The 24,654-nt window shown below is 61.7% G+C and carries 23 protein-coding genes; 10 read left to right on the top strand and 13 right to left on the bottom strand.

The window, feature by feature from the left end:
- The first annotated feature begins 66 nt into the window (after positions 1-66).
- Positions 67-585, top strand: coding sequence for a hypothetical protein (locus ACHMXK_RS11705; RefSeq protein WP_397440502.1), 519 nt, complete (start codon positions 67-69; stop codon positions 583-585).
- A gap of 107 nt (positions 586-692) precedes the next feature.
- Here the strand turns inward: ACHMXK_RS11705 and ACHMXK_RS11700 are convergent, their stop codons facing one another.
- Positions 693-1,463, bottom strand: coding sequence for an IclR family transcriptional regulator (locus ACHMXK_RS11700; protein WP_397440500.1), 771 nt, complete (start codon positions 1,461-1,463; stop codon positions 693-695).
- Between the two features lie 96 nt (positions 1,464-1,559).
- On the opposite strand from ACHMXK_RS11700, the gene ACHMXK_RS11695 reads away from it, so the two are divergent.
- Genes ACHMXK_RS11695 through ACHMXK_RS11685 form a run of 3 tightly spaced genes read left to right on the top strand, consistent with a single transcriptional unit; the run spans position 1,560 to position 4,215 of the window.
- On the top strand, positions 1,560-2,528 hold the full coding sequence (locus tag ACHMXK_RS11695; RefSeq protein ID WP_397440498.1) for a Bug family tripartite tricarboxylate transporter substrate binding protein: 969 nt from the start codon (positions 1,560-1,562) through the stop codon (positions 2,526-2,528).
- Between the two features lie 44 nt (positions 2,529-2,572).
- The gene (locus ACHMXK_RS11690) at positions 2,573-3,256 is read left to right on the top strand and encodes an RraA family protein (protein WP_397440496.1); all 684 of its coding nucleotides are present in this window, start codon (positions 2,573-2,575) and stop codon (positions 3,254-3,256) included.
- Positions 3,253-4,215 carry an NAD(P)-dependent oxidoreductase gene (locus ACHMXK_RS11685; RefSeq protein WP_397440494.1) on the top strand — a complete coding sequence of 321 codons (963 nt, stop codon included), beginning with the start codon at positions 3,253-3,255 and terminating at the stop codon, positions 4,213-4,215. The genes ACHMXK_RS11690 and ACHMXK_RS11685 overlap by 4 nt, the downstream gene beginning before the upstream one ends.
- A 26-nt stretch (positions 4,216-4,241) precedes the next feature.
- Here ACHMXK_RS11685 and ACHMXK_RS11680 read toward each other — a convergent pair whose 3' ends face one another.
- Positions 4,242-5,324: a substrate-binding domain-containing protein gene (locus tag ACHMXK_RS11680; protein WP_397440492.1), complete on the bottom strand. Its 1,083-nt coding sequence runs from the start codon at positions 5,322-5,324 to the stop codon at positions 4,242-4,244.
- A gap of 125 nt (positions 5,325-5,449) precedes the next feature.
- Here ACHMXK_RS11680 and ACHMXK_RS11675 point away from each other — a divergent pair, with 125 nt between their 5' ends.
- The 5 genes from ACHMXK_RS11675 to ACHMXK_RS11655 are packed head-to-tail and all read left to right on the top strand — an operon-like array spanning position 5,450 to position 11,507.
- Complete coding sequence (locus ACHMXK_RS11675) at positions 5,450-5,968, top strand: formate dehydrogenase subunit gamma (protein WP_397440490.1); 519 nt, start codon at positions 5,450-5,452, stop codon at positions 5,966-5,968.
- Positions 5,965-7,518: a formate dehydrogenase beta subunit gene (locus ACHMXK_RS11670; RefSeq protein ID WP_397440488.1), complete on the top strand. Its 1,554-nt coding sequence runs from the start codon at positions 5,965-5,967 to the stop codon at positions 7,516-7,518. Before ACHMXK_RS11675 ends, ACHMXK_RS11670 begins: the two co-directional genes overlap by 4 nt.
- A gap of 32 nt (positions 7,519-7,550) precedes the next feature.
- Entirely contained in the window at positions 7,551-10,424 is a 2,874-nt protein-coding gene (gene fdhF / locus ACHMXK_RS11665) for a formate dehydrogenase subunit alpha (protein ID WP_397440486.1), read from the top strand.
- A gap of 21 nt (positions 10,425-10,445) precedes the next feature.
- Positions 10,446-11,270 carry a formate dehydrogenase accessory sulfurtransferase FdhD gene (gene fdhD, locus ACHMXK_RS11660; protein ID WP_397440484.1) on the top strand — a complete coding sequence of 275 codons (825 nt, stop codon included), beginning with the start codon at positions 10,446-10,448 and terminating at the stop codon, positions 11,268-11,270.
- Positions 11,271-11,282: 12 nt separating this feature from the next.
- Positions 11,283-11,507 (top strand): formate dehydrogenase subunit delta, encoded by a 225-nt coding sequence (locus ACHMXK_RS11655; protein WP_397440482.1) that lies wholly within the window; start codon positions 11,283-11,285, stop codon positions 11,505-11,507.
- Here the strand turns inward: ACHMXK_RS11655 and ACHMXK_RS11650 are convergent.
- Entirely contained in the window at positions 11,504-12,475 is a 972-nt protein-coding gene (locus ACHMXK_RS11650; RefSeq protein WP_397440480.1) for a LysR substrate-binding domain-containing protein, read from the bottom strand. The genes ACHMXK_RS11655 and ACHMXK_RS11650 overlap by 4 nt on opposite strands.
- A gap of 81 nt (positions 12,476-12,556) precedes the next feature.
- Here ACHMXK_RS11650 and ACHMXK_RS11645 point away from each other — a divergent pair, with 81 nt between their 5' ends.
- Positions 12,557-12,865, top strand: a complete 309-nt coding sequence (locus ACHMXK_RS11645; protein WP_397440478.1) for a DUF2917 domain-containing protein — start codon at positions 12,557-12,559, stop codon at positions 12,863-12,865.
- A gap of 9 nt (positions 12,866-12,874) precedes the next feature.
- Here the strand turns inward: ACHMXK_RS11645 and ACHMXK_RS11640 are convergent, their stop codons facing one another.
- The 10 genes from ACHMXK_RS11640 to ACHMXK_RS11595 all read right to left on the bottom strand — a co-directional run bounded on the left by ACHMXK_RS11640 (position 12,875) and on the right by ACHMXK_RS11595 (position 24,533).
- Positions 12,875-13,780: an SDR family oxidoreductase gene (locus ACHMXK_RS11640; protein WP_397440476.1), complete on the bottom strand. Its 906-nt coding sequence runs from the start codon at positions 13,778-13,780 to the stop codon at positions 12,875-12,877.
- Between the two features lie 9 nt (positions 13,781-13,789).
- A complete protein-coding gene (locus tag ACHMXK_RS11635; RefSeq protein ID WP_397440474.1) occupies positions 13,790-14,740 on the bottom strand; it encodes a glutathione S-transferase family protein in 951 nt (316 codons plus the stop codon).
- 37 nt (positions 14,741-14,777) lie between these two features.
- Positions 14,778-16,418 (bottom strand): isovaleryl-CoA dehydrogenase, encoded by a 1,641-nt coding sequence (locus ACHMXK_RS11630; RefSeq protein ID WP_397440472.1) that lies wholly within the window; start codon positions 16,416-16,418, stop codon positions 14,778-14,780.
- Positions 16,419-16,511: 93 nt separating this feature from the next.
- Positions 16,512-17,528 carry an NADP-dependent oxidoreductase gene (locus ACHMXK_RS11625; protein WP_397440470.1) on the bottom strand — a complete coding sequence of 339 codons (1,017 nt, stop codon included), beginning with the start codon at positions 17,526-17,528 and terminating at the stop codon, positions 16,512-16,514.
- 87 nt (positions 17,529-17,615) lie between these two features.
- Complete coding sequence (locus tag ACHMXK_RS11620; RefSeq protein WP_397440468.1) at positions 17,616-18,047, bottom strand: PaaI family thioesterase; 432 nt, start codon at positions 18,045-18,047, stop codon at positions 17,616-17,618.
- Between the two features lie 13 nt (positions 18,048-18,060).
- A complete protein-coding gene (locus tag ACHMXK_RS11615; RefSeq protein ID WP_397440466.1) occupies positions 18,061-18,852 on the bottom strand; it encodes an SDR family oxidoreductase in 792 nt (263 codons plus the stop codon).
- A gap of 91 nt (positions 18,853-18,943) precedes the next feature.
- Complete coding sequence (locus ACHMXK_RS11610; RefSeq protein ID WP_397440464.1) at positions 18,944-19,174, bottom strand: hypothetical protein; 231 nt, start codon at positions 19,172-19,174, stop codon at positions 18,944-18,946.
- Positions 19,174-21,006 (bottom strand): acyl-CoA dehydrogenase, encoded by a 1,833-nt coding sequence (locus ACHMXK_RS11605; RefSeq protein WP_397440462.1) that lies wholly within the window; start codon positions 21,004-21,006, stop codon positions 19,174-19,176. Before ACHMXK_RS11605 ends, ACHMXK_RS11610 begins: the two co-directional genes overlap by 1 nt.
- Before the next feature lie 236 nt (positions 21,007-21,242).
- Positions 21,243-22,418, bottom strand: a complete 1,176-nt coding sequence (locus ACHMXK_RS11600) for an acetyl-CoA C-acyltransferase (RefSeq protein WP_397440460.1) — start codon at positions 22,416-22,418, stop codon at positions 21,243-21,245.
- 15 nt (positions 22,419-22,433) lie between these two features.
- Complete coding sequence (locus ACHMXK_RS11595; protein ID WP_397440458.1) at positions 22,434-24,533, bottom strand: 3-hydroxyacyl-CoA dehydrogenase NAD-binding domain-containing protein; 2,100 nt, start codon at positions 24,531-24,533, stop codon at positions 22,434-22,436.
- Positions 24,534-24,654 lie beyond the last annotated feature (121 nt).

Here is a 24,654-nt window from a genome sequence, read left to right as displayed (position 1 = left end):
TTTTCCCTACAGACAAGCACGCCGCCTGGCGGCATCATCGAAACTTCAAATTTCTGGAGCCCAAGCATGCGTACCCGAACCATTGTGTTGATTGTGGCCATTGCGCTGATGGCAGGTTTTGCCGCACTGAACATGGATGAGTTCAGCCGCCCGTCCCTGCTGAGCCTGGGTTTCACCACCGTGCAGGCGCCGCTGGGAATGGTCATGCTGGTGCTGCTGGTGGCGGCCTTGCTGGTGTTTCTGGCGACAACGCTGTATATCCAGAGCGCCCATTTGCTGGAGTCGCGCCACAATGCCCGCGAACTGAATGCGCAGCGTGAACTGGCCGACAAGGCCGAAGCCTCGCGTTTCACCGAGTTACGGAACTACCTGGAAGCCCAGAACACGGCCGTCCAGCAACGCGAAGCCGCGCAAGCCAGCGCGCTGACGGAGCGCCTGGCGCAAACCCAGCAAGCCGTGATCAGCAAAATCGACCAGTCCGGCAACACGCTGGCCGCCTACATCGGCGAGCTGGAAGACCGGCTGGAGCGCCGCGATGGGGTGCTTAAAACACCGGCGCGCCTGGAGAATCCGCCGCTCGCGTAAGCGGCGTTTTTGCGGTCTTGATTGCTCCTGAATCAATAGCTGCTTGCGCTTGATGGACACGGGCTAGAGGCCTGTTTTATATATAAATTGCGCAGTTGACGCGCTGACTAGGGATGCCAGGTCGCCGCCATGCCCGCCTGCGTGGACGGTTTGTGGGTACCAGCCAGGGCGTATGACAACTGGTTGGCTGCATGAATCACCGTTTGAGCCAGTTCCAGCAAACGCGACTCCGACAAACGCGAGGTGGGCCCGGAGATGCACACCGAACCCAGCAGCCGCCACTGGATGCCGAACACCGGCGCCGACACGCTGGAGACCTCGGGTTCGCGCTCGCCCATCGAGAGGTGGTAGCCGCGCTGGCGTATGGTTTCGTAGGGCTCACCGGCCTCCCCTGAAAACGCAAGGATCACGCGCCCCGGTGCGCCCAGATCCAGGGGCAAACCGATGCCCACACGCACATGGTGACGAATGGTGCGCGGGCCGTCCACACGCGCCAGACAGGTGCGCTGGTTGCCTTCGCGTACATAAAACGAGGCGCTTTCAGCGGTCTGTACCGTGAGGTCGCGCAGCACTGGCTCGACCAAGTCATGCGCGTTGAAGGTGGCCTGGTAACACGCGCCCAGCCAGCCCGCCGCCCGGCCCAACCGCCAACTGCCGTCTTCCTTTTGCACCAGATAGTGATCGGCCGCCAGCGTGCGCGCGATACGCAGTGCCGTGGTCTTGTGCATGCCGGTGCGACGGCTCAGTTCGGCCAGTGTCAGCTGGGCATCGGCCGTGCCAAAGGCTTCCAGCAAGCGCAGGGCGCGGGTCACGGCCGTCACGCCGCTGGCTTCTTCGGTGGGAGGTGGCGCTTCAGGGATGGCTGTGGATGGATTCATAAAGTGGAGTGTGTTGCATCTGGCGAAACTATATTGCGTTAAACGGAACGCGACAACAGAATTCGGGCTGTCAGTACAACAACTCGGAGACATTTCATGAATTTGCTACGTCGCGGCCTGCTGGCTGCCCTCTTCGCCACCCTGGCTGTTCCTGCGCTGGCCCAGAGTTATCCCAGCAAAGCCATTCGTGTCATCGTGCCGTTCCCGGCAGGCGGCGGCACCGACATCATTGCGCGCGTGGTCACCAACAAGCTGAGCACCTCGCTGGGCTGGAGCTTCGTGATCGAGAACCGCCCCGGCAGCGGCGGCAACCTGGGTGTGGATGCGACCGCCAAGGCCATGGCGGACGGGTATACGCTGGCCCTGGGGCAAACCAGCAACCTGGCTATCAATCCCACGCTTTACCGCAAGATGCCTTACGACTCGGTCAAGGACCTGGCCCCGGTAGGCTTGGTGGCCAGTGCACCGCTGGTGATGGTGGTGGCGGCTGATTCGCCCTACAAAACCCTGGCCGATGTGGTCAACGCGAGCAAGGCCAAACCAGCGTCCATCAATTTTGCGTCGCCGGGCAACGGCACGGTGGCGCACCTGGCCAGCGAGCTGTTCCAAAAAACCGCGGGTATCAAGTTCACGCATGTGCCGTACAAGGGGGCAGCCCAGGCCGCCACGGACCTGATAGGCGGCCAGGTGCAGTTGTACATGTCCTCGGTGCCCACGCTGATCGGCCACATCAAGAACGGCAAGATGCGCGCCATTGCCGTCACCTCGCTGAATCGCCTGGATGACCTGTCGCAGGTGCCCACGGTGGCCGAGTCGGGCTACAAGGGTTTTGAAGCCGTCACCTGGTTCGGCTTTGTGGCGCCTGCGGCCGTCCCCAAAGACGTGGTGCAGTTGCTGAACACGGAGATCAACACGGCGCTGAAGGCCGCCGACGTCCAGAAGAAACTCGACGACCAGGGCGCCGACGTCAAAGGCGGAACGCCAGCGCAGTTTGCTGCGCTGATCAAAAGCGACATCACGCGCTGGGCTCCCATCATCAAGGAATCCGGCGCAACGCTGGACTGAGCTGACATTCCGATTTCCCCCGACTTTCCCATCCAGGACCTCTCATGAATCTGCCCGACATCATCAAGACATTCGACCGCGTGTCCCCCGCCATCGTGGCCCAGGCTGCGCAATATCAACCCGCCATCCTGGCCGACGTGGCCGGCCGCAGGGGTGCGCTGCACGGCCGCATCACGGCGCTGCGCCCGCGCATGAAGCTGGCCGGCCCGGCCTTCACGGTGGAGGTTCGCCCCGGCGACAACCTGATGATCCACGCGGCCATGGCGCTGGCCCAACCTGGCGACGTGCTGGTGATCGATGGCCAGGGCAACCAGACTGCGGCGCTGATGGGCACCATCATGATGACGGCGTGCAAACAGCTTGGCCTGGCCGGTGTGGTGATTGATGGCGCGGTCCGCGACAGCCTGGAAATCGACGAGATGGACTACCCGGTGTTCTCGGTCGGCACCAATGCCAACGGTCCGACCAAGCAGGTGGGCGGCCGTATTGGCCATCCGGTTTCCGTGGGCGGTGTGACCGTTTATCCCGGCGACTTCATCATTGGCGATGGCGACGGCGTGGTTGTGGTGGAGCGCGAAAAAATTGAATCGCTGTTGCCGCTGGCTGCGGACAAGGTGGCGGCCGAGGCCAAACGCATTGCCCAGATCAAGGACGGCAAAACCAGCGCGCCGTGGTTGGTCGCGTCGCTGGTGGCGGCCGGAGTGCTCAAAGAAGGGGAAAGCCTGTGAGCGCTGTGCCTCCAAAGCAAAACACCAAGGCGGTGATCCTCGTCACCGCCGCGGACCTGGCGCCCCAGGCGGTGGCGCTGCTCCGTGATTACGAACTGGTCTATGCGGGCAAGACGCCGCAAGTGCCCGAGCTGATCGAATTGGCCAGGCGCCACGACCCGGTGGCTTGCATCGTGCGCTACAGCAGCATCACGGCCGAGTTGATGGACGCCTCGCCTTCACTCCGGGTGGTCTCCAAACATGGCAGTGGCACCGACACCATCGACAAGGCGGCCGCTGCCGCCCGTGGCATCGACGTGACGGCCGCTGTCGGCGCCAATGCCGCGGCCGTTGCCGAACACGCGCTGGCCCTGATGCTGGCCTGCGCCAAGTCGGTGGTGGCACTCAACGAGCGCATGCATGAAGGGCACTGGGACAAGGCCACACACAAGAGTCTGGAACTCGGCGGCCGCACGATTGGCCTGATCGGTCTGGGTGCGATTGGCCAGCGTTTTGCAAAAATGTGCGATGCCATGGGCATGCGTGTGATCGGGTTTGATCCGTTTGCAAGCACCCTGCCGCCTTTCATTCAGCCCGTCGATCTGGCCGCCATCTGGCGCGACTCCGACGTGATTTCGCTGCACTGCCCGTTGACCGCGGACAACCGGCAGTTGCTCAATGCCGGCACGCTGGCACAGTGCAAGCCGGGTGTGATCGTGGTCAACACGGCCCGCGGTGGCCTGATCGACGAACCGGCGCTGCTGGCCGCGGTACGCAGCGGCCAGGTTGCCATGGCCGGTCTGGACAGTTTTGCGGTGGAGCCCATGACGGCAGCGCATGTCTTTCAAAACGAGCCAGGTTTTGTCCTGAGTCCGCACATCGGCGGCGTGACCGGCGATGCTTATATCAACATGGGGGTAGCGGCCGCGCGTAATACGCTGGCGGCACTGCAAAAAACGGGCTTGTCGCTGGCCGCCTGATGCTGGCCTGTGGGGCAGCAAGGGCCTCAATGGGCGCCACTGCTCCCAAACGCCTCTGCCAGCGACAAGATTTTTCCAGTGTCCGTTGCGTCGTACCCGGCCAGGGCATTCACCTCTTCGCGGAAAGCATCGGACTGCAGGATGGTGATGACCTGCTGGACCAGCGGGTCATCCAGTGCCGCCACCGGCACCGCGAAAAAATAACGCTCACGGACCAGCGGGATGAACTCCAGCCCGAAACGTTCGGCCGGGGTCTGCACACCAAAACCCACCTCCGCCATGCCGCTGGCGATGTAGGCCGCGACGGCCGAGTGGGTGAACTCGGCGTTCTCAAAGCCGTTGATGTCATTCGGCGAGAGGGATGCGCCGGCCAGCATCAGTTCCAGCAACATGCGCGTGCCTGAGCCCGCCTGGCGGTTCACAAAACGCACGCCGTCCCGGGTCAGGTCCTTCAGGCCGTGAATGCCTTGGGGGTTGCCCGGCGCCACGAACAGGCCTTGATGGCGCACGGCAAGATGAATCAGCTTATGCGTTTTTTTGTTCAGCCACTGGGTGTACAGCGCAACGGCGGCGGGCTCGAACTCGCCCAGTGGCACATGAAAACCAGCCAGGTCACATTCCTGGCGTGACAGCGCCGCCACGGCGTCCGTGCTGTGGCGATAACGCAGCTCGATCGGCAACTGGGCCTGGTTGATCTTGGCGAGCAGGGCCGCCACCGCAAAGCCGTGGCTGGCGTGCAAGCGCACCGCCTTGGATTTTCCGGCCGTCATCCGGTTGAGCTCCCGCTCCAGTTCGGAGGACAGGCTTTCCAGCAGGGGTGACAAACGCGCCGCGACACGGCGGTCGGCCCAGATCAATTTTTCGGCCAGCGGCGTGAGTACCGTGCCGCGCCCCCTGCCCTTGTCCATCAAGCTGTCGCCAAACAGTTTCTCCACATCCCGCAGCAAACCCCAGGCGTAGCGGTAGGACAGGCCAATGGCTTGTGCCGCCTTGGCGATGGAGCCGGTTTTCTGGATGGCCGTCAGCAATTCCAGCAGTACCGCGGTGTCCAGGGGCGCGTCCGTGTCCGAGGTGATTTCCCAGTGCGGCTGAATAGTGACTTTGTACATTATGTAAAGTTTAGCCTATTGTTAAATGAATTTACCAGTGATAACTTCCACAAAACGATGATTAAGAGGTGCTTATTTATGTTTTTAAAAGCATATTTAAATCATCCAGAAACCATGGAAAGAAGATGAATACACAAGTCATTCGCATGATGAGCAAAAAGCCCTCGGCCGCGCCGCCGGTTTTCGACAGGTCCGCCGTCGAAACCGTCATTCGTCAGCGCAGAATCATGCCGGGCGCGATGTTGCCCATCCTGCACGGGGTGCAGGAGCAAGTCGGCTACATCCCGCCGGAAGCCGTGCAACTGATCGCCGACGGGCTGAACGTCTCGCGCGCCGAGGTGCATGGAGTGATCACCTATTACCACTTCTTCAGGCAAACGCCGCCGGGTCGGCATGTGCTGCAGATTTGCCGCGCCGAGGCCTGCCAGGCCATGGGCAGCGATGCACTAGTCGCCCATGCCAAAGCGGCGCTGGGCTGCAATTTTCATGAAACAACGGCGGATGGCGCTTTCACGCTGGAGGCGGTGTATTGCCTGGGCCAATGCGCGTGTGGCCCGGCGGTCCTGCTGGGCGACGATTTACATGCGCGTGTGTCACCCGCCAAGCTGGATCGCCTGCTTGCAGCGAAACGGGAAACCCCATGAACACCACGATTTATGTCCCCCGCGATTCAACCGCGATCGCGCTGGGCGCGAATGAGGTCGTCGCCGCCATACAGCGCGAAGCGCAAGCGCGCGGCATCCCTGTGCGTATCGTGCGCAACGGGTCCCGCGGCATGTTCTGGCTGGAGCCCCTGATCGAAGTCGCCACCCCGCAGGGCCGTGTGGCTTACGGCCCGGTGGCCGTGGACGACGTGGCTAGTCTGTTCGACGCGGGCTTGGGCTTGGGTGCCGCCCACCCGCTCGCGCTGGGTTTGACCGAAGAAATCGCTTTTCTGAAAAATCAGGAGCGTTTGACCTTTGCGCGTGTGGGTGTCACCGATCCGCTCTCGCTGGAGGATTACCTGGCGCACGAAGGTTATGCCGGGCTGCAACGTGCGGTCACCATGACGCCAGCCGTCATCGTCCAGGAGGTGCTGGACTCCGGCTTGCGTGGCCGCGGCGGCGCGGCCTTCCCGACCGGGATCAAATGGAAAACCGTGCTGGGCGCGCAGGCGGCGCAAAAGTACATCGTCTGTAACGCCGACGAAGGCGACTCGGGCACGTTTTCCGACCGCATGGTGATGGAGGACGATCCCTTCATGCTGATCGAAGGCATGACCATTGCCGGTCTGGCGGTGGGGGCGTCCCAGGGCTACATCTACGTGCGCTCGGAGTACCCGCATGCGATTGCCGTCTTGAACGAAGCGATGGTGATTGCCCGCGATCACGGTTATTTGGGCCCCAACATTCTGGGCACCGGCCAGGCCTTTGAGCTGGAAGTGCGCAAGGCGGCCGGCGCTTATGTTTGCGGCGAGGAAACCGCCTTGCTTGAAAGCCTGGAAGGCAAACGCGGCATTGTGCGTGCCAAACCGCCGCTGCCGGCGCTGGAAGGGCTGTTCGGCCAACCCACGGTCATCAACAACGTGATTTCCCTGGCGGCTGTACCCTTGATCCTGGCGCGCGGCGCGGCGTATTACCAGAATTACGGCATGGGTCGTTCGCGTGGCACCCTGCCTTTTCAACTGGCCGGCAACATCAAACACGGCGGACTGGTGGAAAAGGCGTTTGGCCTGAGCTTGCGTGAATTGCTGATCGACTTCGGCGGCGGCACGGCCAGCGGCATGCCCATTCGCGCGGTGCAAGTCGGCGGCCCGCTGGGCGCCTATCTGCCGGAGTCGCTGTTCGACACGCCCATGGACTACGAATCCTTCATCGCCATAGGTGCGGGCGTGGGCCATGGCGGCCTGGTGGTGTTTGATGACAGCGTGGATATGGCCAGACAGGCGCGTTATGCGATGGAGTTCTGCGCGATCGAGTCCTGCGGCAAATGCACGCCCTGCCGCATCGGCTCGACACGCGGTGTGGAAGCGGTCGACAAGATCATCGCCAACGAAAACCGACCGCAGCAGATTCATTTGCTGCGCGACTTGTGCGACCTGATGCTCAACGGCTCGCTCTGCGCCATGGGGGGCATGACGCCCTTCCCTGTCTTGTCCGCGCTGGACCATTTTCCTGAAGATTTCGGCAGCAGCCCTCTGCAAGAAGCCGCCTGACACCCTGAACGAGAACGATCGAAAGATTCCCCATGAACCAGCTCAATGACCTCGACTGCGGCACACCAGCGCGTGTGTCGGAAAAATCTGTCACCATAGAAATTGATGGTATTGCCGTCAGCGTGGCGGCCGGCACCTCGGTGATGCGTGCAGCGGTGGAGGCCGGGGTCAACGTGCCCAAGTTATGCGCCACCGACAGCCTGGAGCCTTTCGGCTCCTGCCGCCTGTGCCTGGTCGAAATCGAAGGACGCCGGGGTTACCCGGCTTCGTGCACCACACCCTGCGAGCTGGGCATGAAGGTCAGGACGCAGACGCCCAAGCTGGCGGACCTGCGCAAGGGCATGATGGAGCTCTACATCTCTGACCACCCGCTGGATTGCCTGACCTGCCCGACCAACGGCAATTGCGAGCTGCAGGACATGGCCGGCGTGGTCGGTCTGCGCGAGGTGCGTTACGGCTACGAAGGCAAGAATCACACGAAGCTGGCCAAGGATGAATCCAACCCCTACTTCAGCTACGACGCCTCCAAATGTATCGTCTGCAACCGCTGCGTGCGCGCTTGCGAGGAAACGCAAGGCACCTTCGCGCTGACGATTAGCGGGCGTGGCTTCGAGTCGCGCGTGTCGGCCGGCCAGGACCAGTCTTTCATGGAATCGGAATGTGTCTCTTGCGGCGCCTGCGTCGATGCCTGCCCGACCGCAACGCTCACAGAAAAAACCGTGATCATGATGGGCCAGGCCGAACACAGCAAGGTCACGACCTGCGCCTATTGCGGCGTCGGCTGCTCGTTCAAGGCCGAAATGAAAGGCAATGAAGTCGTGCGTATGGTGCCCAACAAGAACGGCCATGCCAACCACGGCCACGCCTGCGTCAAGGGCCGTTTTGCCTGGGGTTATGCGACGCATCAGGACCGCATGCTCAAACCCATGATCCGCAAGGCCATCACTGATCCCTGGCAGGAAGTGTCGTGGGACGAGGCGGTCAATTACGCCGCCTCCGAGTTCCGCCGCATCCAGGCCAAATTCGGCAAGGACTCGATAGGTGGCATCACCTCCTCGCGCTGCACCAACGAGGAAACCTATCTGGTCCAGAAGCTGGTGCGTGCCGCCTTCGGCAACAACAACGTGGACACCTGCGCCCGCGTCTGCCACTCGCCCACCGGTTATGGCCTGAAGCAAACCCTGGGCGAATCGGCTGGCACGCAGACCTTTGACTCGGTCATGAAGGCCGATGTCATCATGATCATTGGTGCCAACCCGGCGTCCGCACACCCGGTGTTTGCCTCGCAGATGAAACGCCGCCTGCGCCAGGGGGCCAAGCTGATCGTCATCGACCCGCGCACCACCGAGATGGTCAAGTCACCACACATCGCGGCCGACTACCACCTGAAACTGATGCCAGGCACCAATGTGGCCGTGATCACCGCGTTGGCGCATGTGGTCATGAGCGAAGGCCTGTTTGACGCGGCCTTCATTGCCGAACGTTGTGAAGAGCAGTCCTTCCAGGACTGGCAGAAATTTGTGTTGCAGCCCGAAAATTCGCCCGAAGCCGTGGCAGCCCTCACCGGTGTATCGGCTGAAGACATACGTGGTGCGGCGCGGCTGTTTGCCGGGGGCAACAATGGCGCGATTTATTACGGCCTGGGTGTCACCGAACATTCCCAAGGTTCGACCATGGTGATGGGCATCGCCAACCTGGCCATGGCCACCGGCAACGTCGGCCGCGAAGGTGTGGGCGTCAATCCGCTGCGCGGTCAGAACAATGTGCAGGGTGCTTGCGACATGGGCTCCTTCCCGCATGAGTTGCCGGGTTACCGGCATATCTCGGATACGACGGTGCGTACCGAGTTTGAACAAGCCTGGCAATGCACGCTGGACCCGGAGCCGGGCCTGCGCATTCCCAATATGTTCGACGCGGCACTGGACGGCACCTTCATGGGCCTGTATTGCGAAGGCGAGGACATCGTCCAGTCCGACCCGAACACACAACACGTGACCGCCGCTCTGGCGGCCATGGAATGTATCGTGGTGCAGGACTTGTTCCTCAATGAGACCGCCAAATACGCCCATGTTTTTCTGCCGGGTTCGTCTTTCCTGGAAAAAGACGGCACCTTCACCAACGCCGAGCGCCGGATTTCGCGCGTGCGCAAAGTCATGCCGGCCAAGGCTGGCAAGTCGGACTGGGAAGTGACGGTGGCACTGGCCAATGCGCTGGGTTATCCCATGGCCTACCAACACCCGTCCGAGATCATGGACGAAATTGCCGCGTTGACGCCCACCTTCCGCGGTGTCAGCTACAAGAAGATTGACGAGCTGGGCAGCATCCAGTGGCCTTGCAACGACGCAGCGCCCGAGGGAACGCCGACCATGCACATTGGCGAGTTTTTGCGCGGCAAGGGCAGGTTCATCAACACCCAGTTCTTTGCCACGGCCGAAAAGGTCACGCGCAAGTTCCCGCTGATCCTGACCACCGGCCGCATCCTGTCGCAGTACAACGTGGGCGCACAAACCCGTCGCACCGATAACGTGATGTGGCACGGCGAGGACAGGCTGGAGGTGCATCCGCACGATGCCGAAGAACGCGGCATCAAGCAGGACGACTGGGTCGGCATCGAGTCGCGTGCCGGCCAGACCGTGCTGCGCGCCACCATCACCGAACGGGTGCAACCCGGCGTGGTCTACACCACCTTCCACTTTCCGGAGTCCGGCGCCAACGTGATCACGACCAACAACTCCGACTGGGCCACCAACTGCCCGGAATACAAGGTCACGGCGGTGCAGGTTATGCCGGTGACGCAACCATCGGCATGGCAGAAGACTTACAACCGTTTCTCCGACGAGCAGATCCAGCTGGCCAAAGGCCTTGTGTCTTCAGACGAAAAAGACCTGGCCTTGCTTGGCAAGTAGCGTAAAGGACGAGAGAACGCCATGACATCCCCCGAGCGCACAGCGCTGGTGCAGGTTTCCGTCGAAAAGTGGAGGAACGACCAACTCAGCCTGTGCCGCGACAACGTGGCCGAAGAGGTCCCGGTGGCGCTGGAGTACAACGGCATTTCCCATGCGGTGATGCTGGCCTCGCCTTACGACCTGGAAGACTTTGCCTTGGGCTTCTCTCTCAGCGAGGGCATTCTCGCCGGCCCGTCTGAGCTGTTCGACTGCGAGATCGCCCCGACGAAAGACGGCATCCAAGTGCAGATGCGCATCGCCAGCGGCCGCTTCGCCGCGCTCAAGGACAAGCGGCGCAACCTGACCGGGCGCACTGGCTGCGGCTTGTGCGGTGCGGAGACCCTGCAGCAGGCCATCCGTTGCCCTGCGCCCGTGACCAGCAGCGCGCTTTTTACGGCCGAAGCTATATATGCAGGCATGGACGCCATGCATGGACGCCAGCATCTGCAGCAACAAACCGGCGCAACCCACGCCGCCGCGTGGATGGCCGCTGATGGACGCATCGCCCTGGTGCGTGAAGACATAGGTCGGCATAACGCACTCGACAAGCTCATAGGCGCCATGGCGACCAAGGGAGAAGACTTTTCAAAGGGCGCGGCACTTATCACCAGCCGGGCAAGTTATGAAATGGTACAGAAAGCCGCGACCTTGGGTATTGGTTTTCTGGCGGCCATCTCGGCGCCGACCAGCCTGGCCGTGAAGCTCGCCGAGGAAACCCAGGTGACGTTGCTCGGGTTTACACGGAACCAGAGCCATGTGGTATATGCCCATCCCCAGCGTGTTCTGCGCGCTGCCAACCAGACATAAAGAAAGCAATCGATGAACGCAAACAACCTCGTCACCATGGCGAACCAGATCGGCGCCTTCTTTGAAACCATGCCTGACCGCGAGCAGGCGCTGACGGATATTGCCGGGCATCTCAAACGTTTCTGGGAGCCGCGCATGCGGCGCTCCTTACTGCAACACGTGGATGAACATGCGGGCGTACAGCTCAAGGACATCGTCCTGGAAGCCTTGCGCACCCACAGAGCTGCTGTACTTTAGGCGCAGACGATCTTCGCGGATTCCGCTTCTGCCATCAGCCAGCGCACAAAATCTTGTGCATCCGCGTTGCCGGCAGAGCGCGGCGCGACATTCACAAAGTAGCCGAAGCGGGAGGCAGCGCCGCTGAAAGGCGCGACCAGCCTGCCGTCGCGCAGCAGCTCCGCCAGCAGCGGCAAGCGGCCTATGGCCACGCCCTGCCCGGCCACCGCCGCCGCCACAACATCGGAATACTGCGAAAAACGCAGCGTGTTTTTCATGCGCATGTCAGGCAGGCCCATGACACGGAACCACGGTTCCCAGTCGATGGTGAGGGGCTGGCCTTGCGGCGTGTCGGTGACCAGCAAGGTGTGATTGGCCAGGTCGACGGGCTGCTTCAGGGACAAGGCGTGATTCGTCAGCAACTGAGGCGAACAGACGGGCGTCACCGTTTCCTCGAACAGGACGTTGCCCACGGCGTGGCTGATGGCGCTGAGGCGGACCGACACATCGATCCCGCTGCGCTCCAGGTCCAGCACTTCCAGCGTGGCGGAAATCCGTACGTCCACGCCCGGATGAGTGGCGGTAAAGCGGGCCAGCCGGGGAATCAGCCACAGCGAGGCAAAACCCGGTGTGGTGGTGATGGCCACCTGCCGCAGGGTTGTGGTGGTGGCACGTACGCTGGCTGTGGCATCGCGCAGGCGTTCCAGGCAATCGGTCACGGCACGCTGCATGATGCGGCCGGCATCAGTGAGTTCGAGAGCGCGGTGACGGCGCTCAAACAAGGGAGTGCCGAGTTCGTCTTCGAGTTGCTGAATCTGCCGGCTCACGGCTGATTGCGTCAGAAACAGCTCGCTCGCCGCCAGCGTGAAGCTTAGCTTGCGCGCCGCCGCTTCAAAGCTGTACAGCAGATCCAGCCGGGGCAATTGCCCGCGCGGAATGCCGCTGCTGGAAGCCGACGTTGGCGCTGTTTTGGCATTCTGTACTCGCATGCGAGAGATTCCAATTCACCGTTTGATAGCTCTGAGGCAGATCAGTATATTCATTTCCATACCGAATGTGAAAGGACTGCCATGACCACCATTTTCAGTCAATTGAACCTGTCTCTCGCCCACGAGGCGATGTTCAGCGTCGCAGACGCCGCCGGGGTACAAGTGATTTGCCGTGAAGGCAGCTTGTGGGTGACCGTGGACAAGGACTTGCGCGACATCGTATTGGCCCCCGGCGAAAGTTTCATGACGCCGCAGCACCGTCGCGTTTTGATCTTCGCGCTGCAGCCCTCGTCGCTCAGCCTGGCCCCGACGCCTCTCGTTCCATCGATATGGGCGTTGGGCAGAAAAAGCCGGGCCGCCAGCGCCAGCCTGACGCTTCAGCCCGCGTGATCGCAGCCGTCAAGCCTCGCGCAAGGCCTTTTTCAGCTCGATGCCAATTTCTGGCTTGTGTGCAAACGGGTTGGTCGGATTGCGCGCCTGCATGATGTCTTCCAGCCGCGTCTGCACCGAACCAATGGCTTTGGGATGGCTGTAGATATAAAACTGGTTGGCGGCCACCGCGTCAAAGACTTTTTGCGCCACGTCGGCGGCCGTGACCTTGCCCGAACCCACGGCCTTGTCGCTCATGGCCTGGCCGATCAACTGGCTTTTGGTGGGTTTGGCGGCTTCCAGTTCACCCGGCCGGTTGCGATGGCTCTGGCTGATGCCGGTAGACACAAAGAAGGGGCATAAGACCGAGGCACTGATCTGGTCGGTGACCAGGCTCAGGTCCTGGTACAGCGTTTCGCTCATGCTGACCACCGCATGTTTGCTGACGTTGTAAATGCCCATATTGGGCGCATTGAGCAGGCCGGCCATGCTGGCGGTGTTGACAATGTGGCCTTGCCAGGCCGGGTCTTTTTTGGCGGCTTCCAGCATCATGGGGGTGAACACACGCACGCCGTGGGCCACACCCATCAGATTCACGCCTATGACCCATTCCCAGTCTTGCAGCGTGTTTTCCCAGATCAGGCCCCCTGCCCCCACGCCGGCGTTGTTGAAGACAAAATGTGGCGCGCCAAAACGCTTGAACACGGCCTGGCCCAGCGCTTCCACCTCGACGGCTTTGGAGATGTCGAGCCGGAAAGGCAACACTTGTACACCGGTGGCGGAGATTTCGGCCACCGCCTTGTCGAGGGCGTCCTGCTGCACATCGGCCAGCACGAGGTTCATGCCTAGCTTCGCGCCTATACGTGCACATTCCAGGCCGAAGCCCGAACCCGCACCGGTGAGAACCGCTGTTTTGCCTTTGAAATCCGTGATCATGAGAGTCCTTTAAACATCCACTTTTTTAAGTACATAAGCAATACGCGGGAAATGCACATGCACCGTGCCGGCCCGTTCATCCAAGCGGCGCAGGCTGTAGTGCGTGCGGGTCGCGGCGATCAGTTCGCCTTCGGTTGGCTCGGGGCCAAAACTTTCGGCCGTGATGCTGGCACGGCTGCCCAGCGGGATGCCGTGTTCATCCTGGAAGGTGCTGTCACGCAACAGACCGTGGCCGACCGGCAGGGGTTCGGCGGCTGCTGCGGTGGCGATGGCTTGCGTGGCATCAAATTTTTCCATGCGGCCGCTGCCAATCGCATGCATGCGGTCCATCCAGTCGAGCACAGCCGGCGTGTGGTCCAGGATGTCCGCCACCACCGGGGTGCATACGCGGGTGAACCACAAAGGATGGTAGGCGGCGAAGTCGGCGATACAGGGCGCCTGGCCCAGCAGGTAGGGCTGCTCATCCAACATGTCCGACAGGCGACGCAAATAGGATTTGTAAGCGGCGGCAGCATCCGCCGGACGCAGCCGCGTCATGTTGCCGCTCATGGCCTTGCGGTCTTCACCGAAGGCCCGGGCGGTGTCGGGTGAGGCGTTGCCAAACATGTGAGCCGCACCTTTGGGGCCAAGGTTGTGCGCCATCGCCGCCCAAAACAAGGTGCTGTCGGCCCACTGGGCCAGGATACGGGCCAGGCCTTTGCCGGGTTCCGGGTAAAGCGCGGGTGTGGGTTGCAGGTGCTCCAGCACATCGCAGATCAGCGCGCTGTCGCAATAAATGTCGGCACCGATTTGCAGGACCGGTGTTTTGCGGTAACCGCCTGTGAGCGCCAGCACATCGGGCTTGGGCATGATGCTGGGGATGATGACCGACTTGCAGGCCAGTTGTTTGTAGCCAAGGATGAGTCGGATCTTTTCCGAAAACGGCGAGGTCGGGTAGTGGTGAAGAATCAGCTCGTTCATGTCGGCTCCAGAAGGTGTGCTGTGATGTGATCTGTCTTCATCGCGGCATGGCCCGCGTGATCAGGGCGTCCAGGTCCAGGCCGGCGCCCAGCGTGCCGAAGGCCTGGCCCCAATTGCCGGCCAGGCGGGAATCGCAGAAAGCGCCAAACACGCCGGCGGGCGCACTTTGATAAAGCAGCGCGGCCTGCACGGCCAGCGCCACGTCCTGCGCCAGCCGGCGCGCTTCCATTTCGGTGGCCATGTCCTCCACCCGTGTGGGCAAGGCCGCGGCCAGGCGGTCCAGTGCGGGGTGGGCGCCACGCGCCGGTGCCAGTTCGTCTGCCAGCGCAGCAGCGGCGTCCGCTCTGCGCAAGGCACGCAGCAGGTCCAGCGCCATGATGTTGCCGGCGCCTTCCCAGATGGAGTTGAGCGGCATCTCGCGGTAGATACGGGCCATCACCCCTTCGCCGCCCTCTTCCACATAACCGTTGCCGCCCAGGCATTCCATGGTTTCCTGCGCAAAATGGCTGCCGCGTTTGCAGATCCAGAACTTGGCCACCGGTGTCAACAGCCGCGCCATGGCCTGCTCATGGGCATCGCCGCTGTGGTCAAACGCACGGGCCAGACGCATGGCCAGCACGGTGGCGGCTTCCGATTCGAGTGCCAGATCAGCCAGCACATTGCGCATCAAAGGTTGGTCTATCAACGGTTTGCCAAAGGCCTGGCGCTGTTCGCAGTGGTTGAGCGCAATGCTCAGCGCCTGGCGCATCAGGCCGCTGGTGCCCAGCGCGCAGTCCAGCCGCGTCATGGTGCCCATTTCAAGAATTTGCGGAATGCCGCGGCCCTCTTCGCCGACCAGCCAGGCGGTTGCGCTTTCAAACTCGACTTCGGAACTCGCATTCGCCTTGTTGCCCAGCTTGTCCTTGAGGCGCTGGATGTGGATGGCGTTCAGGCTGCCGTCGGGCAACATGCGCGGCAGGAAAAAACAACTCAGCCCGGCTGGTGCCTGCGCAAGCACCAGGAAGGCATCACACATGGGCGCCGAGAAAAACCACTTGTGGCCGGTCAGCCGGTAACGCTGGCCCCAGCCGTCACTGCCGTCCAGCACGGCTTGGGTGGTGTTGGCGCGCACGTCCGAGCCGCCCTGCTTTTCGGTCATGCCCATGCCCATGGTCACGCCGGTTTTTCCGGAAAACAGCTTGAGCGCCGGATCGTAACTGCGGCTGGTGAGTTTGGGTGTCCAGTCGGCATGGATGGCGGCATTGCCGCGCAAGGCCGGCGTGGCGGCATAAGTCATTGAGATCGGGCACAGCGTGGACGGCTCCAACTCCGTGAACAGCATAAACCCGGCGGCTCTCAGGACATGCGGCGAGGCGCTTTGGCCAGCCCAGGGTGTGCCGTGCAGCCCGGCGCCAACGGACAGCGTCATCAATGCGTGATAACTGGGGTGAAACTCGACCCGGTCCACACGCCGGCCAAAACGATCATGGCTATGCAACTCGGGCGTATGAATATTGGCCAGCCGCGCATGGGTTTGCATGTCGTCGCTGCCCAGCGTCACCCCCAGCGTCACCAACGTTGTCGTGTCCAGCGCCGGCGCGTTGAAGCGCAAGGCATCACGCAGGGGCAGGTTCGTCTCGAACAGGTTGTAGTCGACCAGCGGCTGTGGCTGGTTGAAGACCTCGTGCGTCGCTTCCATGGATGGCCTCGCGTGTAGGAAGGAATCAGTCGCTACCCAGCCGACCCAAGGGGGCTGCTGCCCCCTCGGTGGTCGACCGTGAGGGCAGCAGGTTTAGATCAGCTTGACCAGTTGTTTGCCGAAGTTTTTGCCTTTGAGCAAGCCCAGAAACGCTTCGGGCGCGGCGGCTATACCTTGCGCAACAGACTCGCGCGGCCGCAGCTTGCCGGTGCCCACCAGGGTGCCGAGTTCGGTCAGCGCCTCGGGCCACACTTCCATGTGTTCGCTGACGATGAAGCCCTGGATTTTCAGGCGGTTGGTCAGGATCAGTTGCGGGTAAGCCATGGGCAAGGGCTGGCCGTCATAACCGGCGATCATGCCGCACAAGGCGATGCGGCCGAAGGCGTTCATGCGGGTCAGGACGGCGTCCAGCACCATGCCGCCCACGTTTTCAAAATAACCATCAATGCCATCGGGGCAAGCGTCCTTGAGCGCCTTGGACAGCGAGGCCGCATCCTTGTGCAGGCGGTAGTCGATGCAGGCGTCGAAGCCGAGCTCTTCGACCGCGTATTTGCATTTTTCAGGACCGCCGGCAATACCTACCGCGCGGCAGCCGCGTGCCTTGGCCAGCGCACCAAAAGCGCTGCCCACCGCGCCGGTGGCGGCGCTGACCACCATGGTCTGGCCGGCTTGGGGGGCGATGATTTTCACCAGGCCGTACCAGGCGGTCACGCCCGGCATGCCGACCGCGCCCAGGTAGTGCGACAGCGGCACATGGGTGGTGTCCACCTTGCGCAAGGCGCCCGGCTGGTTCGCATCCACGACGCTGTACTCTTGCCAGCCGCCCATGCCGACCACCTTGTCGCCGGCCGCGAACTTGGGGCTTTTGGATTCGACCACTTCCCCCACCGTGCCGCCGCCCATCACCTGGCCCAGCGGCTGCGGTGCGGCATAACTTTTAGAGTCGTTCATGCGTCCGCGCATGTAGGGGTCCAGGCTCAGGTAGTGGTGACGCACCAGCACCTGGCCGTCCTGCAGCGCAGGGGTGTCGCTGCTGACGAGTTTGAAGTTGCTGGCGACGGCTTCGCCGGTGGGACGGTTGTCCAACAGGATTTGCTGGTTGACGGGCATGGTGATCTCCTGAAAACGCTATCAATAAAAGAGCTGCTTTCGCCCGTGGAATATGGGCTGGAGCACGTTTTGGCTTATAAGAAAGCCTTAATCCGTCGAAATGACGGTGTTCAGCGGGTTCACGTCTTTTGGCCCCACGGCCAGGCGCTTGACGAACTTGAAGGTGCCGGTGGCGTGGGCGCAAGCCCGCCCTGCTTCATCGTAAATCGTTCCTTCGGTGAACGCCATGGTCGCGGTGCGGTGCATCAGCCGGCCCTTGCCTGTCAGCTGGCCGCGCGCCGGCTGCATGAAGCTGGTTTTCATCTCTATGGTGACCACCCCCATGTCCTGCTGCACACTGCGTGCCGCCGTCGCCATGACCACGTCCAGCAAGGTCATCAGCGCGCCGCCGTGTGTGACAAAAAACGAATTCAAATGTTCGGGCTGGGGCAGATAGTCGATCTGCGATTGCCCGCCTTCGAACAGCTTGAGTTCAAAGCCCAGGTGGTGAACGAAGGGAATCTCGACGCCGAATTTCATTGCGGATTCCAGATCAGCCACCGGTCACGGCCGACACGCCGCCGTCTACCGCCAGCCACTGCGCCGTGATGTGTTTGCCTGCATCCGAGGCGTAGAGCACACACAGGCCCTTGAGGTCTTCGTCGTCACCCAGGCGCAGCAGCGGTGCGTGGGCGGCGAGTTTTTCTTCACCAATGGTCTTGAGGGTCGCGACCGTCATCTTGCTCGGGAAAAAGCCCGGGCAGATGGCGTTGACGGTGATGTTGTACTTGCCCCATTCGCAGCCAAGTGCGCGGGTGAAATTGATGACCGCGCCTTTGGAGGTGTTGTAGGCCACTGTGGTCATTTCGGGCGGATTGCCGCCCAAGCCGGCGATGGACGCAACGTTGATGATGCGGCCGGAGCGGCGCGCAATCATGCTGTGTTTGGCGATGTGCTGGCTCAGGATGAAGTAGCCGCGGATGTTCAGGTTCATCACCTTGTCCCAGGCTTCCACCGGGTGGTCTTCGGCGGGCGCGCCCCAGGCGGCGCCGGCGTTGTTGACCAGGATGTCGACGTGGCCCAGGCGTTTGATGGTTTCATCGGCCAGGCGGCGAATATCTTCTTCTTTGGAGCAGTCGGCAGCAATCCAGTCGACGTCAATGCCGGCGGCTTTCAGCTCGGCCGCGGATTCTTCCAGGTCCGAGGCCTTGCGTGAGCTCAGCATGATTTTTGCGCCGGCTTCGCCAAGCGCCTGCGCCAGTTGCAGGCCCAGGCCGCGGGAGCCGCCGGTGACCAGCGCGGTTTTGCCGGTGAGATCAAACAATTGCTGGATGGTACGGGTCATCGCTGGGTTTCCTTGTTGGATAAATCGGGGTGTTGTTGGAGTGTCGCGCGGAAAGCGGTGGCCCGCTGTCGCACGCTTGACGGCAGAGGAATCAGTCTTTGATGGAGAGGCGCGAACGGACGTAGATCAGGACAAAGCCCAGCGCCGCCACCACGCCGCCGACCACAACCATGGACCAGCCCAGCGGGTCGTCGATGCGCTGCACAGACAGTCCCAGCACCAGCGTCAGCAGGCCGCCGTAAATCAGGACCCAGATCAGCTGTTGCAGCCGGGCAATGGCCTTGTTCGACGTCGGGCTGCCTGATTCCTTGAAAAATCCCATCAGAAAGCATCCTCCGGCAGTTCGGCACAGGTCAGATCGCGGGATGCGACGACGTCCAGCCAGGCGCTGATTTTGGGCAGCTCATAGTGGAAAAAGTACCGGACCGCAGCCAGTTTACCAGTGGTCACCGCCTTGGATTGGGTGGCGTCGGACTGCAGCGCAGCGAGCGCCACGTCCAGCCAGATCCAGGCCAGCACGGTGTGGCCAAAACCCTGCATATAAGGTACGGCATTGGCCAGCGCATCGCTGGGATTGCCGGTGGCCCAGGCGGCCTGGGTGGTGCTGCCGACCTGCTGCAACGCCCGGCCCAGCGCAGCGGCATACGTTGCCAGTTCGGGCACCTGCCGGGCGCGTTCCATCGTGTTGTTGATGCGGGCGGCCAGCAGGGCCAGGCCTTTGCCACCCTCCATCAGCACTTTCCGGCCCAACAAGTCCAGGGCCTGGATGCCGTGTGTGCCTTCGTGGATCATGTTCAGGCGGTTGTCGCGCCAATATTGCTCGACCGGAAAATCGCGTGTGTAGCCGTAGCCGCCGTGAATCTGGATGGCCAGCGAGTTGGCTTCCAGACACCATTCGCTGGGCCAACTTTTGGCGATCGGCGTCAAGACTTCGAGCAGCAGCCTGGCCTCGTCGGCGGCTTGCGCGTCGGCCGTGTGTTGTTCATCCACCAGGCGCGCGCAATACAGCTCCAGCGCCAGCGCGCCTTCGCAATAGGCTTTTTGGGCCAGCAACATGCGTTTGACGTCGGCGTGTTCGATGATGCGGATTTGTGGCTGGGCGGCGTCCTTGCCGCTTGGCCCGATCGGCCTGCCCTGAGGCCGGTTCCTCGCGTAGTCCAGCGAGGCGTAATACCCCGCCATTCCCAACATGACGGCGGCCGTGCCGACACCAATACGTGCCTCGTTCATCATATGGAACATGCAGCGCAGGCCTTCATGTGGCTTGCCAACCAGGTAACCCACGGCGCCGGACTGTCCGCCCACCGGGTATTTGCCCTCGCCGAAGTTAAGCAAGGTGTTGGTGGTGCCGCGCCAGCCCAGCTTGTGGTTCAGGCCGGCCAGCGCCACGTCGTTGCGCTCGCCGGTGAGCTGGCCGTTGGCATCCACCATTTTTTTCGGCACGATGAACAGCGAAATGCCGCGTGTACCCGGAATCAGCTTGCCGTCCGGCCCCGGAATTTTGGCCAGCACCAGGTGAATGATGTTCTCGGTCAGCTCGTGTTCGCCGGCCGAAATCCACATCTTGTTGCCCTTGAGGCGGTAACGCGGCCCCAGGGTTTCGTTTTCAAAATCGTCGCCATCGGGCACGGCCCGCGTCGTGATGTCGCTCAACGAGGAGCCGGCTTGCGGCTCCGAAAGACACATGGTGCCGGAAAAACGCCCGCTGAACTCATTGCGTGCAAACACCTGTTTCTGCGCTTCGGTACCATGGACCAGCAACAGATTGGCATTGCCTTTGGTCAGCAGGCTGGAGCCTATGCTGACGGAAGCCATGGCGAAAAAAGCATTGGCCGCAGCCTCGATGGTGTAAGGCAGTTGCATGCCGCCTTCCTCGTAGTCCTGCGCGGCGCTGAGCATGCCCGAGGCTGCGTAGGCTTTGTGCGCGTCGTGCGTGGCCTGCGGCAGGATGACTTTTTCGCCGTCGAAATGCGGCTCTTGCGTGTCTACCGTGCGGTTGAACGGTGCGTATTTTTCGCGGGCGATGCGTTCGCAGGTGTCGAACACCGCGTCAAAAGTCTCGCGCGAATGGTCGGCAAAACGTTCACGCTGGCTCAGCGACTCGGCGTTCAGCCAATCGTAGAGCAGGAAATCGAGGGTGGGCCTGAGACTCATGTGTTATCTCCATGCATAAGCTGATGTTGGTGCGCTTGTGGCTTGCGCACGCGCAATCAAGCGCTCACCTGCCGGTGGCGCTTGACTTTGACTGTCGATGTGGTGATGGCCGATAGCTACACGGTGTTGCGACGGTGTGCAACTCGGAGGCCGTGCGCACGATGAACCGGTGCGGGGCCAGAAACGCCTGCCCTTGTGGAAGGCGCAGGGTTTCGTTCATGCTGGCAAGCCGCTTGTTAGAGGACTTCGAAAATACCGGCTGCACCCATGCCGCCGCCGATACACATGGTCACGCACACCCGTTTGGCGCCGCGGCGCTTGCCTTCGATCAGGGCGTGGCCGGTCAGACGCTGGCCGCTGACACCGTAGGGATGGCCGACGGCGATGGCGCCGCCGTTGACGTTGAGCTTGTCCATGGGAATGCCCAGCTTGTCGCGGCAATAAATCACCTGTACGGCAAAAGCTTCGTTCAGTTCCCACAGGTCGATGTCGCTGACCTTCAGGCCCAAACGTGCCAGCACCTTGGGGATGGCGTAAACCGGGCCAATACCCATTTCATCGGGCTCGCAGCCGGCCACGGCAAAACCGAGGAAACGGCCGAGTGGTTTCAAGCCTTTTTTCTCGGCCACAGCTTCATTCATCACCACCACGGCACCGCCGCCGTCGGAGAACTGGCTGGCATTGCCGGCCGAGATCACGCCGCCGGGAATGGCCGGCTTGATGCCGCTGATGCCTTCCTTGGTCGTGCCTTCGCGAATGCCTTCGTCCTTGCTGACGGTGACCTGTTTGGTGGTCAGGCCCATCACGGGGTCGGCCACACCCATGGTGACGGTGATAGGTGCAATTTCAGCCTCGAACAGGCCGGCGGCCAGCGCGGCCGTGGCTTTTTGCTGGCTGGCTGCGCCGTATTCGTCCATCTGCTCGCGCGTGATGCCGTAACGTTTGGCGACTTGTTCGGCCGTCTGCAACATATTCCAGTAAATCTCGGGCTTGTTCTTGACCAGCCAGGAGTCGGCCAGCATGTGGGTGTTCATTTCCTGCTGCACGCAGGAAATGCTTTCGACGCCACCGGCGACATAAATGTCGGCTTCACCGGCAATGATGCGCTGGGCTGCCAGTGCAATGGTTTGCAGGCCGGACGAGCAGAAACGGTTGACGGTGACACCGGAGACGGTGATGGGGCAACCGGCGCGCAAGGCGATTTGCCGGGCGATGTTGGCGCCCGTCGCACCTTCGGGGTTGGCGCAGCCCATGATCACGTCGTCGACTTCAGCGGCCTCGATGCCGGCGCGTTTGATCGCGTGTTCGACAGCGTGGCCGCCCAGGGTCGCGCCATGGGTCATGTTGAAAGAACCCTTCCAGCTTTTAGCCAGGGGGGTGCGGGCGGTGGAAACGATTACGGCTGAGGTCATGAAAATCTCCGGGAATTAGTTGAACGTCTTGCCTTCGGCGGCGAGTTTGGCCAGCAGCGGCGCCGGTTGCCAGAACTTGGCGTCGTCCAGCGGGTTCTTTGCGAAACGTTGCATGCTTTGCACCACATTGAACAGACCGACCTGGTCGGCGTACAACATGGGGCCGCCGCGGTAGATCGGGAAGCCGTAACCCATCAGATACACCATGTCGATGTCGCTGGCCTTGGAGGCGATGCCTTCTTCCAGAATGTGCGCAGCCTCGTTGACCAGTGAATACACCAGGCGCTGAACGATTTCTTCGTCAGAAATCTTGCGTGGCGTGATGCCCAGTGCGGCACGGTGATCTTCAATCATCTTGACGACTTCGGCATTGGGAATGGCGTCGCGTTTGCCGGGCACATAGTCGTACCAGCCTGCGCCCGTCTTCTGGCCAAAACGGCCCTTCTCGCACAGCAAGTCGGCGGTCTTGCTGTATTTCATGTCCGGCTTTTCCTGGTAGCGGCGCTTGCGGATAGCCCAGCCGATGTCGTTGCCGGCCAGATCGCCCATGCGGAAGGGACCCATGGCAAAACCGAACTTTTCGATGGCTTTGTCCACCTGCGCCGGTGTGCAACCTTCATCCAGCAGGAAACCGCCCTGGCGACCGTATTGTTCGATCATGCGGTTGCCGATGAAGCCGTCACACACGCCGGACACCACCGCAGTTTTCTTGATCTTTTTGCTCACCACCATCACCGTGGCGAGCACGTCTTTGGCAGTTTTTTCGCCGCGAATGACTTCCAGCAACTTCATCACGTTGGCCGGACTGAAAAAATGCATACCCACCACATCCTGGGGACGCTTGGTGAAGGATGCGATCTTGTTGACGTCCAGCGTCGAAGTGTTGGAGGCCAGAATGGCGCCCGGCTTCATGACACGGTCGAGTTCCTTGAAGACTTTTTCCTTGACGCCCATTTCTTCGAACACGGCTTCAATCACCATGTCGGCGTCTTTCAGCTCGTCGTAGCTCAGCGTTGTGCTGAGCAGGCTCATACGCTGCTCGTATTTATCCTGCTTGAGCTTGCCTTTTTTGACCTGGGCTTCGTAGTTTTTGCGGATGATGCCGAGGCCCTTGTCCAGCGCCTCCTGTTTCATCTCCAGGATCTTGACGGGAATACCCGCGTTCAGGAAGTTCATGGCAATGCCGCCGCCCATGGTGCCGGCGCCAATCACGGCAATCGACTTGATCTCGCGTTTGGGGGTGTCTTCAGGCACATCCGGAATCTTGGAGGCTGCACGTTCGGCCGCAAAAATGTGGCGCAAGGCACGGCTTTCCGGGGTCCACATCAGATTGATGAAAATCTCGCGCTCAAACGCCATGCCGTCGTCGAATTTCTTCTTGGTGGCGGCTTCCACGGCGTCTACGCATTTGAGCGGGGCCGGGAAATTTTTGGCCATGCCTTTGACCATGTTGCGTGCGAACTGGAAATAGGCGTCGCCGTTGGGGTGTTTGCATGGCAGGTTGCGGACCAGCGGCAAGGGCCGTGTATCGGCGACGGCTTGTGCGTAGGCCAGCGCTTCCTGGGCCAGGGTTTCGGCCGAAGCGGCCATTTTGTCGAACAGTTTCTGGCCAGGAATCTGCGCCAGCAACTCGCTCTTGACCGGCTCGCCGCTGACAATCATGTTCAGTGCGGGTTCCACACCCAGGGCGCGCGGCAGACGCTGCGTGCCGCCGGCGCCGGGGATCAGGCCCAGCTTGACTTCGGGCAGCGCCACGCTGCAGCCAGGCGCCGCAATGCGGTAATGGCAGCCGAGTGCCAGTTCCAGGCCACCGCCCATACACACCGAGTGCACGGCGGCCACCACGGGTTTGGACGAGTTTTCAATCGCCAGAATGACACTCAAGAGATTAGGTTCGGCCAGCGCTTTGGGTGTGCCAAATTCCTTGATGTCAGCGCCGCCGGAGAAGGCCTTGCCGGCTCCGGTCAGCACAATGGATTTAACGGCCGCATCGGCATTGGCTTTTTGCAGGCTGTCCGTGATGCCCAGGCGGGTCGCATGGCCCAGGCCATTGACCGGAGGGTTGTCCAGGGAGATCACCGCGACGTTGCCGTGGACTTCGTATTTCGCTGTCATTTGCTTTTCCTTGGTTGCGTTGCCTGACCGTTTGCCTGAGCTAAGCAGGATAAATCAAACAAGCCAAGTGACTGAAAAAATAGTACGACCGTTCTATTCTTCATTGTAGAGGGCTTGCGTC

The organism is Polaromonas sp. UC242_47, from assembly GCF_044452385.1.
In the GTDB taxonomy this organism is placed as follows: domain Bacteria; phylum Pseudomonadota; class Gammaproteobacteria; order Burkholderiales; family Burkholderiaceae_C; genus Polaromonas.
This window is presented reverse-complemented; position numbering and strand designations above follow the sequence as displayed.